The organism is Brevibacterium sp. ACRRH (genome assembly GCF_022346365.1).
GTDB lineage: Bacteria > Actinomycetota > Actinomycetes > Actinomycetales > Brevibacteriaceae > Brevibacterium > Brevibacterium paucivorans.
The window spans coordinates 177,295-188,334 of record NZ_JAKRMN010000004.1; the positions used below are offsets into that span (position 1 = coordinate 177,295).

General features: G+C 58.7%; 14 protein-coding genes. 9 read left to right on the forward strand and 5 right to left on the reverse strand.

Features of this window, described 5'->3' with window-relative positions; translation table 11 throughout:
• Window positions 1–133 precede the first annotated feature (133 nt).
• The 3 genes from MHX53_RS05650 to MHX53_RS05660 all read left to right on the forward strand — a co-directional run bounded on the left by MHX53_RS05650 (window position 134) and on the right by MHX53_RS05660 (window position 1,936).
• A complete protein-coding gene (locus MHX53_RS05650; RefSeq protein WP_239271542.1) occupies window positions 134–727 on the forward strand; it encodes a hypothetical protein in 594 nt (197 codons plus the stop codon).
• Window positions 720–1,151 carry a HEPN domain-containing protein gene (locus MHX53_RS05655; protein WP_239271543.1) on the forward strand — a complete coding sequence of 144 codons (432 nt, stop codon included), beginning with the start codon at window positions 720–722 and terminating at the stop codon, window positions 1,149–1,151. The genes MHX53_RS05650 and MHX53_RS05655 overlap by 8 nt, the downstream gene beginning before the upstream one ends.
• 551 nt (window positions 1,152–1,702) lie before the next feature.
• On the forward strand, window positions 1,703–1,936 hold the full coding sequence (locus MHX53_RS05660) for a toxin-antitoxin system (RefSeq protein ID WP_239271544.1): 234 nt from the start codon (window positions 1,703–1,705) through the stop codon (window positions 1,934–1,936).
• Between the two features lie 16 nt (window positions 1,937–1,952).
• Here the strand turns inward: MHX53_RS05660 and MHX53_RS05665 are convergent, their stop codons facing one another.
• The gene (locus MHX53_RS05665) at window positions 1,953–3,674 is read right to left on the reverse strand and encodes a SulP family inorganic anion transporter (RefSeq protein ID WP_239271545.1); all 1,722 of its coding nucleotides are present in this window, start codon (window positions 3,672–3,674) and stop codon (window positions 1,953–1,955) included.
• Window positions 3,675–4,096: 422 nt separating this feature from the next.
• On the opposite strand from MHX53_RS05665, the gene MHX53_RS05670 reads away from it, so the two are divergent.
• The 3 genes from MHX53_RS05670 to MHX53_RS05680 all read left to right on the forward strand — a co-directional run bounded on the left by MHX53_RS05670 (window position 4,097) and on the right by MHX53_RS05680 (window position 5,303).
• On the forward strand, window positions 4,097–4,708 hold the full coding sequence (locus MHX53_RS05670) for a hypothetical protein (RefSeq protein WP_204514596.1): 612 nt from the start codon (window positions 4,097–4,099) through the stop codon (window positions 4,706–4,708).
• A 232-nt stretch (window positions 4,709–4,940) separates the two neighbouring features.
• Window positions 4,941–5,084, forward strand: coding sequence for a hypothetical protein (locus MHX53_RS05675; RefSeq protein WP_204514595.1), 144 nt, complete (start codon window positions 4,941–4,943; stop codon window positions 5,082–5,084).
• Window positions 5,085–5,087: 3 nt separating this feature from the next.
• Window positions 5,088–5,303, forward strand: coding sequence for a hypothetical protein (locus tag MHX53_RS05680; protein ID WP_204514594.1), 216 nt, complete (start codon window positions 5,088–5,090; stop codon window positions 5,301–5,303).
• A 133-nt stretch (window positions 5,304–5,436) separates the two neighbouring features.
• Here the strand turns inward: MHX53_RS05680 and MHX53_RS05685 are convergent, their stop codons facing one another.
• On the reverse strand, window positions 5,437–5,787 hold the full coding sequence (locus MHX53_RS05685; RefSeq protein ID WP_204514593.1) for a VOC family protein: 351 nt from the start codon (window positions 5,785–5,787) through the stop codon (window positions 5,437–5,439).
• Between the two features lie 35 nt (window positions 5,788–5,822).
• Entirely contained in the window at window positions 5,823–6,278 is a 456-nt protein-coding gene (locus tag MHX53_RS05690) for a hypothetical protein (protein ID WP_239271546.1), read from the reverse strand.
• A 194-nt stretch (window positions 6,279–6,472) separates the two neighbouring features.
• On the opposite strand from MHX53_RS05690, the gene MHX53_RS05695 reads away from it, so the two are divergent.
• Window positions 6,473–6,937 carry an XRE family transcriptional regulator gene (locus MHX53_RS05695; protein WP_239271547.1) on the forward strand — a complete coding sequence of 155 codons (465 nt, stop codon included), beginning with the start codon at window positions 6,473–6,475 and terminating at the stop codon, window positions 6,935–6,937.
• Between the two features lie 234 nt (window positions 6,938–7,171).
• On the opposite strand, the gene MHX53_RS05700 is transcribed toward MHX53_RS05695, so the two are convergent.
• Window positions 7,172–8,128, reverse strand: coding sequence for a PRC and DUF2382 domain-containing protein (locus MHX53_RS05700; protein WP_239271548.1), 957 nt, complete (start codon window positions 8,126–8,128; stop codon window positions 7,172–7,174).
• Between the two features lie 287 nt (window positions 8,129–8,415).
• Here MHX53_RS05700 and MHX53_RS05705 point away from each other — a divergent pair, with 287 nt between their 5' ends.
• A complete protein-coding gene (locus MHX53_RS05705; RefSeq protein ID WP_239271549.1) occupies window positions 8,416–9,060 on the forward strand; it encodes a hypothetical protein in 645 nt (214 codons plus the stop codon).
• A gap of 11 nt (window positions 9,061–9,071) precedes the next feature.
• Window positions 9,072–10,376, forward strand: a complete 1,305-nt coding sequence (locus MHX53_RS05710; protein ID WP_239271550.1) for an NRAMP family divalent metal transporter — start codon at window positions 9,072–9,074, stop codon at window positions 10,374–10,376.
• Here the strand turns inward: MHX53_RS05710 and MHX53_RS05715 are convergent.
• A complete protein-coding gene (locus tag MHX53_RS05715) occupies window positions 10,373–11,026 on the reverse strand; it encodes a GntR family transcriptional regulator (RefSeq protein ID WP_239271551.1) in 654 nt (217 codons plus the stop codon). The genes MHX53_RS05710 and MHX53_RS05715 overlap by 4 nt on opposite strands.
• Between the last annotated feature and the right edge of the window lie 14 nt (window positions 11,027–11,040).

The window sequence follows — 11,040 nt, forward strand, 5'->3', positions numbered from 1 at the left end:
GGCGGCCCTCGGCGATTGTCCGCAAGTGACGCGGTCGTGATGTACCTAACCGCCTGAACGTCGTCGAGCTCAGGTTTAACGTCTGACGTGCACCATTGACACTTCCCATAAGTGGAAGATATATTCTCGTTCTGTGAAGGTTCCCGGCTCACAGTTGACTCCATTTGTGCGCTCCGACGCGGTCGGGGCAATCCTTGCGGAATCCCTGAGTCATCCCGACCGAGAGTTCTCACTGGCTGAGCTCGGCCGCCGCACCGGCGTCAGTAGCCCGGTGGTTCATCGTGAGGTGGGGCGGCTCGTGGAGAGTGGCATTCTCCGGGACCGTCATGAAGGACGCAATCGACTTGTGCGAGCCGATGATGAGCATCCGCTGTTCAGGCCCATGCGCGAGATTATCGAGGCCACCTATGGGCCTGTGCCCGTTCTCCGTGAGCAGTTCGACGGGGTGGAGGGGGTCGAGCGCGTACTGATCTACGGATCCTGGGCAGCCCGACGAGCCGGCGAAGCAGGGCAGTTCCCTAACGATATCGATGTCCTCGTCCTAGGTTCTGCTCCGCGCCGGGTGCTGGCGGCGATCGCTTCCGAAACCGGGGAGCGACTCGATGTGCCGGTGAACGTCACCAGACTTTCCACCGAGGATTGGGAGACGGATGACCCGACGCCGTTCGTGGCGACGTTGCGCTCACGCCCCACCCTTGACGTGATGACTGGGAATCTTCATGTCTGACGTCATCGCTCGGATGCTCGCGAACCGCCGGCTGGAAAGGGTCGCGGTAAACAGGGATTATGCGGTGACAGTGATCGAGATGGCGAAACAACATGTGCGCACCGCTGAGGCGCTGGCCGGCTCCGATGACCAGGCCATGGCGTTCACGGCGGCCTACGACGCTGCGCGCAAGGCGCTCGTCGCCGTGCTGGCCACGAAGGGGTTGCGGGTGCGCCCGGTTGGCGGAGCCCACCGGAACACGGGAGTGGCTGCCGCCGAGTTCATCGAGGACGCTGCACTCGAGGAGTTCGAATGGATGCGCCAGGTGCGGAACGCGACAGAATATCCCAGCGATGATCAGCCGACGGCGACCCTCCAGGACGTCAGGGAAGCGATCAGCGCAGCATCGGCGATCGTCACCGCATGCGAGGTGAATCTTGGCTGAATCGGCCCTCCGAGCATGCGGTTCCGGCACAGGGAGCGCCCCGGCTTCCAACATGGAAAGCGGGATGTCCTCGTCTGCGATCTGCAGGTTGATGAACGAGCCCCAGGAAGGGGCTTCCTCAGCTTGAGGAAGCTCGCGATAGACCAAGCCATCTCGGCCGGGTTCGACGAGGCGATGATCGCGACCAGGGTAGTGGGTCACCCGGGTGTGGCTGCGTGCACTTTCCAAACACAGCACCGAAAGCAACGGCTAAGCTTAAGGAGTAAAAGCATCGGCTGGAAACCAGCCATCATCCCACTGAGATACCCGCCCATTTAGTTGCGTCGAATCCCCACCTGGGACCTAGGCCGCGACAAGCACGACAAGATCCCGACGTCCGGGCAGTCGAGCATCGTCGACGAGGAAGAGACTGCTCTGCAACTGGAAATGTAAATCTGACAAGCACAGGAATCTCTGTGCACGACCTCGAACGACTCGTCGCCGTCGACGATCCGGCCTGGCCCCATCTCCAGCAAAGCGTTCATGGTTGATAACAGAAGGAGGTGGCTCCGATGGCATTCATCATCGTGCGTGGTATCGATGACCACGTGAAGCAACAGCTCGCATCTCAGGCGAAGGAGCACGGGCAATCTATGGAGGCCGAGGTTCGCGACATCCTGACAAAGGCGGCCCGGCGGCCTCACATAGGCAGGGCTCTTCTGGATGTGGCGCGGGATGTCGGTCGGGTCGATGAGTTGCCGATTCCGACGCGCGACGATGTCGCAGGGGTGGCGTACTTCGAATGATAGTCCTGCGACAGCGCTACTTGTTGTGCTGGTCACTCTGGGGAGGCTCTGGTGCGTCATCGGATTCTTCATGCTGAATGCGCGCGACGTGCAACCGGGCGTGAGCGATGGCGTCGAGGGTGTTGTCGAAGGCGTTATTCTCGTGCGCGAGTTGATCGAAGACGCCGAGTTCGCGTAACACCGGAACGTGCTCAGGCTTCGTGGCGGAAAGTAAGACCCGAATGCCACGGCGTTCGAGGCGCCCGATCGTGTCGGCGAGCATCTGGGCGCCAGTGGCGTCGATGGTTGTGACGTAGCGCATGCGGAGCACGACGACCTTAACTGTCGAGACCCCAGCGAGTTCGAGGAGGAAATCGTGCGCCGCGCCAAAAAAGAGTGGGCCCTCGACACGGAAGGCGGCGATGTGTTCGTCGAGGAGCTCGCGTTCCTCGTCACGGTGATCTCCCTTGTCCAGTGGGGTCGCTTCGAATACCGCCGTGCGGGCGGTATCGCGCAGTGCGAAGAAGCCTGCCACAACAAGGCCGATGAGCACGGCGACGACAAGGTCGAACACGACAGTGGCGGCGGCCGTGATAAGCAGGGTGGCCCCATCACCCTTGGTGGCCCGCACCACCGAGCCGATGTTCCGCGGGTGGATCATCTGTACCGCAGTGGCGATGAGCACGCCGGCGAGCGCGGCGAGGGGGATCTCGCCCACCCACCGGGCCGCGATAAGCACGGCGACGAGCAGGAGTAGCGAATGGAACACCGCTGCCAAGCGTGTGCCTGCGCCTGCCCGCACGTTGACGGCAGTTCGAGCGATCGCTGCCGTCGCGGGAATCCCGCCGAACAGGGGAGCGACGACGTTGGCGATGCCCTGGCCGAAGAGCTCTCGGTCGGGATCGTGTCGGTCGCCGACGGTCATCGCGTCGGCGACCGTCGCAGAAAGCAACGATTCCAACGCCCCGAGAGCAGCAACAGCGACTGCCGCCAACAGCAACGAGTCCAGGTGCTCCCACGGGATCTGTGGCCAGCGCGGAGCAGGCAAGGTCGACGGGATGTAACCAATGGTCTTGAGCCCGCTACCTGCCAGCACGTTGATGGCCGTTGCGATAGCTACCAACACCAGTGCTGCGGGAAAGCCACTACGAACGCGCGCAGCAACCACAATTCCGACCGCCACCGCGAGGGTCATCACGGGTGCCTGCCATGCCGGAGCGCCTAGCCAAGCTGTGATTGCGTCCCACGCCAACCTGAGGACTTTTTCACCTTCCGCCTCGACCCCGAGTGCTGCAGGTAGCTGTTGCAGGCCGATGATCACCGCGATGCCAGCCGTGAACCCTTCGACGACCGGTAGCGGCATGTACTTCATCGCCCGCCCAGCACCGGTGACCGCTAGCACGAGCAGCATGAGGCCCGCCAATACTCCGACGACGAGGACTCCGTCGGCGCCGTGGGTGGCCACGATGGGGATAAGCACGACGGTCATTGCGCCGGTCGGACCGCTCACCTGGACGTTGCTACCGCCGAAGACCGCGGCCAGGATGCCCGCGACGATGGCTGTCGTGATTCCGGCCGCCGCGCCGACGCCGGACGCAACGCCGAAGCCCAGCGCGAGGGGGAGCGCGACGAGGGCCACCATGAGCCCTGCCGAGAGGTCGCGCCCAATCGTCGCGCGCGACCAGTCCGAGCGGCGCGGTAGGAAACGCAGGGCGCGGGCTCCGAAGCCTTCCTTTGACACGGCGCGTGGGTGGGTCATGGGACTTGCTTGCTCCTTCAAGGCGTCAACGACACCCAAAGGATACACAAAGCACCATCCTGCGACGGCGATACCTTGTCACTGCCCGCATTTGTTCGGCGGTAAATCTCGAGATCGGGGATGGACGTCGTCGGCGCGGACGCGCTCAGCAAGGCATACAAGGAAGGCCGTCAGTTCTTCACGGCTGAAGTCGCCTTTGCTCTTGAGCAGCTTCCGGTTTCTCCTGGGTGTATTCGGGGTCTGCATCATTGCGATCCTCTAAGTCAGCAGGCGCGGGTTCGATGAGTGTTTGAACCCTGGTCTGCGCAACCGCCATCTCATTAAATGAAACCGGTATTGGGTGATCTTGGGCGACCTGCCAGAAGTGTCTGCGGGCAGGTATTCTGTACGAAAGTCGTGGAAAGTTCCCGAAAGGTGAATGCATGAAGACTGTTCGCATTGCCATTGCTGTTGCCGCTGCACTGACCCTTGCCGGCTGTGGTTCAGATAAAGCGTCGGTATCAACCGGCGACAGCACACCAGCGCAGGAAGCCCCGAGTGAGGCCACCACGGAGAGCACTCCAACGCAGGACTCTGACGAGCCGCAAAAGCCGAAGGAAAAAGAAAAACCTGCAGGTAAAAACGCGATGGGTGCATCCTTCGATGGCAAGAAAGTCGACCCCGCGGGCTTCGCTGCCAACGGCAAGTACTACTTCCAGACTCAGTCGGGTAAGCACCAGTGTGTGATCACCAGCGAATTCGTCGGCTGTATGCACATGGGTGCCACTCCGCCCAATGCCCCTGAGGTCCAGCAAGCGGATGGCGGTTACGGGCCCGCTAATGCTTCCCGTATGTACGCCGGCAAAAAGGCCGAAATGTTCGGAATGAGCGACACGGAGTTCATGAAGCAGGATGGACAGGCAAAGGTGCTCGGCTACGGCGAAGTTCTGGATGTCGAGGACTTCCAGTGCACTACGGACATGAAGCTCGGTGTCATCTGCATACAGGGTGAACACGGGCTTCAGGTCTCTTCGCAGAAGTACACGCTTCGCTGATTTCGGCAGGGCGTATGTGCGGTCGCATGGCGTGTGAGTACGAAGAATTTCGAATTGTTTAATGTTGGCCGAATGTCATGAGTGTTCGTTACATTAGGCAATAACTTATGTTGCCATTGATGAGTTCGTGGCGCTTAATGCTTGAACAGTACCCCTAGTGCGCTCCACACAGAGCCGCTATTGCAGGTGTAGGGTGTTGCCGAGGGCTGAGGGTGCCCAATTTACTTCTTGTATGGTCTTTCCCGTTGATGAATCACGAATTGGCGCCGCCGAAGAAGCACTGGGGCGCGCATTCACAGTCGTTTTGCGCGAGCGTCTGATGTCGGAGAACGGCGGCGAAATCGACGATACCGATGAGGGATACTGGTTCCTCTAACCGGTGTATGACGATTCCGACCGTCGCCGTCTCGCCCGCTCAGCAGATCACGTAGTGAAAGAAACCGAAACGTGGCGCTCCGAAGCCGACGGATTCCCGCAGAACGCCGTCCCCGTCGCCGAGGACCAGGAGGGCAAGCTACCCGGCGACGACCGCTTTTACGTCTGGGATCACGAACTGCGGGAAACGGAGCCGATCGAGCTTATTTTCGACGAGTGACACTCGCCTGAGTACCAGGCTTTCCACAACCATCGCGCAGACGTTATTCGCATGGCCATCAAACGACCCCATCCGCTTCCCATGGACTTCGCGGGGGGGATCTAAGTTGGGGTCCGAATGGTCAGCCTCGAACCTATAAGTCGGGATTGCCTACACAAAACTCATTGCCTTCCGGATCCTGCATAACTGTCCATACGAGTCCCGGTGCCTCGTGGTCACTGAGTGTGGTAGCGCCCAAGGATGTTAGACGCTCCACCAGAGCTTTGCGTTCAACCCCGCCAACGTCGATATGCATACGGTTTTTCCCGGGTGTGGGGCGCTCAACTCGCTGAAACCCCAGAGCTGGTGTGGAATTGACCATTACGAAATCGCCGTAGTCGGCGACGATCTCGCATCCCGTTGCAGTTGACCAGAACTGGGCTAGCTTAGAAGGGTCGTGGCAGTCGAAGGTGACCTGGCGAATTCTGAATGCTGCTTCACTCATGGTTTCCAGTGTATCCGTGGCGACCAGCTCTTAAACTACGTCCGCTGAGCTCGCACCTCTTGGGTGTGCTCGCTCCACATATGTTCCAGCTCGTTTTCGCGACCCTGAACAATTTGTGTTCCGCTTGAACGTGGGCGCCAACGATTAGCGGTGAAAACTGTCTGCAGTACATCGCCGGGGAGCGCATCGGCCGGTTCTAGAAATTCGTCCCACTCGAGGTCGACATAGTTGGCTAACTTCCGAGGGTCATTCCAATGCACCTCTTTGTACACCTCGCTTGTGGTGAACCCGCTGGCGAATATGCCGTGATCGCCGGATCCCAGAACAAGCAAAAATACGCGGTCGCCGGATTTAATCTTTCGCGTGGTGCCACCGGTGTTCCATCTGCCGGGTGCATGCTTGCCCTGAGCGGTGAGCTCGACGTTGCGTCGGATCGTCGACTCATTGAGGCCACCGTACACGGGGTTCCATGTTAGAAGAAACGTGTTCACGTCAGTCAGCATAGTTTCCGGTTTAGCTTCAACTGTTCACCAGCGGTCTTCGACGCCGGGTGGAGCCGGTCAGCTAGGCAATCCGCGCATCGAACATCGATGAGACTTTCAGAGCTCGTCGGCGCCTTATTCCAGCACTTCAAAAATGAGGCGCACTGTTTGCGACGCCAGGTGCCCGGCCTGATACTTAAGACATGACAATTTGGACGTTATCCAACGACTGGTTCGATCGACACACCACGCAAGATCTCACCTATCGAGTTCGGGTGCGAGCCTTGACGCCAGGCGCTTTGGACTCCGCATGGGCGCGAATCGTTGAGGAACACGGCACTGACGAAGACGGTGTTGTGCCGATCGGTGGCGCTGCACTCATTCGGGTAAACGACCGGGAGGCCGAAGCGATCAGCGGGGGAGAAGATGCACTTGATTCCCTCGAATGGGCAGTCAACGACGTCCTCGGTGAAGCTCTCAATGGAGCAGAGGTGCTCGTCGTTGCAGAAGAGCGCGCCCTCGTCACCGATGCGGGTGACACGGAACGACAGATTGAGGCTACGGAGGATCGCGCCGACATTGCAGCGGCGCGAGCCTCACGTGCTGAGGTCGAGGCCGACGGTGCGGTTCCTTGGGACGAGGTCAAAGCCGACCTGGATATTGAATGAGCAACCGTACTGATTCTTTACGGTCACACGTGCAGACGCAATAACGGTAGTGGCGTTGAATCCAGAACAGGGACGTCAACGTATTTCAGGTCCAAGTGTTCGTCGTGCTTTAGCCTAACGGCAGGCTCTCTCCTTTCGCCAAACCGAACGCACAAAAACCAGTGGCACACCGCAAAAGCGATGTGCCACTGGTGTGTGCACGTGATGTCCCCGGTGGGAAACGGTCAGTGCCGTTTAGCCCAGGTTGTCAGTGCGGTTAGGGTCTACTGTGCCACCGTCAACGTTGTCAACGTCAACTTCTTCGTGTGCAACGTCGGTCGAAACGCGTTCGGTGTCCTGCACGGTGCGGGTACCTACGTGAACGTCTTCGGTTGCAACAGTTTCCTTGTCAATGACTGGGCGTTCTTCAGACAGTGAAACTTCTACTTCCTCTTCACCAACGGTGCCTGCAGGTGCGTCACCAGTAGCAGGGGTGCGCTCAACAACCAGCTCTTCGCGCTCAACAGGAACTTCAACGCTCTTGGTTTCAGTCACAACGTGCTTGCGGAGGCGAACGCGACCAGTTTCAACCTTTTCCTTGCCAACGTTGACGCGTTCTTCGTGCAAGGTGACCTTCTGGTCAGCGTTAACGTCTCCAGCAGCGTGTGCGTCAGCAGCAACACCTTCCTGCGCAGCAACACCGTCGCGGTCAGCGGTTGCGTGTGCGTCATCAGCAACAACGCCCTCGCGCTGTCCGTCTGCAGCACCAGCAGCACCGGCAACGCCAGCAGTTCCAGCAACACCTGCGGTTCCAGCCACGCCAGCTTCACCAGCGCGGTCAGCGTCACCAGCTTCACCTGCGCGGTCAGCGTCACCGGCTACACCAGCATCAGCGTTGTCGTCCTGCACGCCGTAGTAGCGGTACAGTTCGTTCTCCTGTTCAGGCGACAGTTCGCTGTCTTCGTCAATGTTTGGTGCGTCCTTAACGAAGTCCTTTTCGTAAGGCACGTGGATTTCCTCGCCCTTGAGTTCGGCTTCGTTCAGTGGGATGAAGGTTTCCTTTGTGCCAAAGAGTCCCGTGTTGACGGTGACCCATGACGGGGTGTTGGTGCTGTTGTGTACGTAAACCTGTCCGACCGAGCCGATCTTGTCGCCATTGCGGTCGATAACAGTGGATTTCTGCAGTTCGTCGATGTTGTTCTGGAAAGTCATTGAGCTGGTCCTTTCGAGCGAACGGATGTAGTGGCTGCTATTGGTTGTTGTCAGCCACTGTCTTGGTGAGACGTTTGCGACGTTACGGACGGTCAGTGAACAACTGTTGAACGCGCCCTCCACATAAACTCAACATGGCCTGACTGTTTCGTGAGTACTGGGATCTAGCTCACTCCTCAGGGGCACCTCCACTGTCGCCACCTATGACAAATACGGTCGCCGAGGTCGTTGCCAGCTGGGTGCGACCTCGGGCGTTTTTCGGATTGCGAATGACCTACGATAGGACTATGAATCTTCTCCGTGTGTGCCTTGCCGCCGCTGCTATCATCGCCCTGGCTGGATGCGGTTCTACGCAAACATCCGGAGGCGAATCGACCGTTGAGAACCAAAGCCAGTCAACGGAAGAGAGCGACGCCGCTCCTTCCGAGTCTGCGCCCACAAAAACCAGCGACATTGTAGACAGCAAATCCGCAAAGAAAGAGCCGTCAAAGCCAAAGACCCCGTTTGCTGAACACTTTGGTGGGCCCAAGGCCAACAAGGCCGACTTTCACGAAAAGCTGATGTACTCGAACGAAGACGCCTACTATTTCCAGACGCCCTCAGAAGTTCACTTTTGCATGATCGCGTCTGATGAAGTCGGGTGCCTGTCCAACCGTTTTCCAGCCGATGTGCCTATGGTCCCCGCTGCAGACGGCGCTCCAGAAGAGCAGCCAGCGAATGCTATTCGTCTGCCAGTAGGCAAAAAGGGTGAGATGTTTGCCGTCAGTGACGCCGCATATCTCAACCACCAGGGTTCGACCTCGGTTCTTGAGTACGGGAAAGTGCTAGCCGTCAAGGGCTTTGAATGCACCACGAATAAGGACCTGGGCGTCATTTGCCGAAAGGACTCGCACGGCATTCAATTCTCATCCAAGAAGTACAAAGTGTGGTAGCAAGGTCAACCATGAACACGCCCAACCCTGAGCCCACACCCGACAGTGGCTCGTCAGCTGTCAACAACGACTCAACGACGTCACCAGAAGCGGTCACCCAGAGCGACGCTAAGAAACGCACAAAGCTCACCGGGTCAAGTCGCACAGCCATCCTTGGTGCGATGTTCCTCATGGCCACCTCGTCAATTGGCCCTGGATTCATCACACAGACCTCGGTTTTCACGGTTCAGCTGGGCGTCGCATTTGCGTTTGCCATCCTTGTTTCGCTTTTGGTCGACATCGCAATCCAGCTCAACGTGTGGCGCGTGCTAGGAGTAACGGGACTCCGGGCTAACGAACTCGGCAACCGTGTTCTCCCCGGAATCGGTTGGGTCATGGCTGCCTTTGTATTCGTGGGTGGTTTGATCTTCAACATCGGAAACATCGGCGGTGCGGGGTTAGGCATCAACGCCATGCTTGGGGTCGACGCGAGAATCGGCGGAGCAGTATCGGCGCTCATCGCAATCGTGGTTTTTGTCTTCAAGAGTGCCGGGGCCGCCCTTGATCGGATCGTTGTTGCGCTGGGCGCCATCATGATTCTGCTCATGCTGTACGTGGCGATCGTCTCTGAGCCACCAATTGGTGCAGCGCTGAAAAACACGGTGCTCCCCGAACAAGTGGACGTTCTGGTTATCACCACGCTGATCGGTGGAACCGTTGGCGGCTACATCACCTTCGCAGGTGCTCACCGCCTGATCGACTCCAAGATCACAGGCGCTGAAAACGTCGGTCACATCACCGGTGTTTCGGTCATGTCCGTGATCGTCACAGGAATCATGCGCGTCCTGCTCTTCCTGGCAATCCTGGGTGTTGTTGCCGGAGGCGTCGCCCTGTCGAACGACAACACCGCCGCCGACGCCTTCCGCGCTGCCGCCGGCGAAATCGGTTTGCGGTTCTTTGGTGTTGTTCTCTGGGCGGCGGGCCTGACATCAGTGATCGGTGCGTCCTACACGTCGATCAGCTTCGTGACCACCCAGAAGACCAGCGCGCGAGTCCGCAGTCTGCTCACCGTTGCTTTTATCCTGGTATGCGCAATTGCATACCTGGCTCTCAACAAAGCGCCGCAGACGCTATTGATTTTCGCCGGCGCATTTAACGGCCTAATCCTGCCCATTGGTTTCGCAGTGGTCATGTGGGTCGCGTGGGCCCGCCGCGACCTTCTCCACGGCTATGCGTACCCCAAGTGGCTTGCAGTCGTGGGAACCCTCACGTGGCTCCTCACTATCTGGTTGGGCTGGAAGTCGCTCACCGGCATCGCGGCCCTCTGGCAGGGCTAAGGCCGTTCAGCCGGGCCGTTCAGAAGTTCACGCAGTTCATTGCGCGACTGCTCGAGGTACGTCCGCATTTTCTCCGCGGCTTGTTCGCGTTGTCCCGACTCCACAAGAAGGGTGAGTTCTTCGTTGAGTTCTACATATGGGTAGTGGAAACCGTGGTGCTCGGTCGACACTTGAATGAACAACAGGCGCATCATGGCGAGGACGCGCGTCATCATTTCCTCGGCATAGGCTGAGCCACTACCTTCAATGATGATCGCGTGGAAGCGCTGGTTCGCGTCTCCTACGCCTTCGTGATCGTGGGCTTCTCGAGCCAATTGACCATCGTGTACACATTCGTGGAGAGCATCAGTATCTAGCCCCACTGACCAACGCAAAACAGCTGGCTCAAGAAGTGACCGCAACCGAAAAATCTCGTCAATAAGCTCTTCGTTGGGAAGTGTTACGTGGACGCCCCTGTGAGGACGTCGCACAATAACTCCGTAGTCTTCAAGCGCAATAAACGTTTCACGCAAGGTGTTGCGTGAAACGTTGAGCCGAGCCGCCAACTCCACTTCATTGAGCTTTTGTCCCGGAAGCAGTTTTCCAGTCGAAATCTCGTCGAGAAGTGTGCGGGTGGCGCGTTGATGAGCAGAAACATAATTGACAGGCACCAGTCCAGTTTACG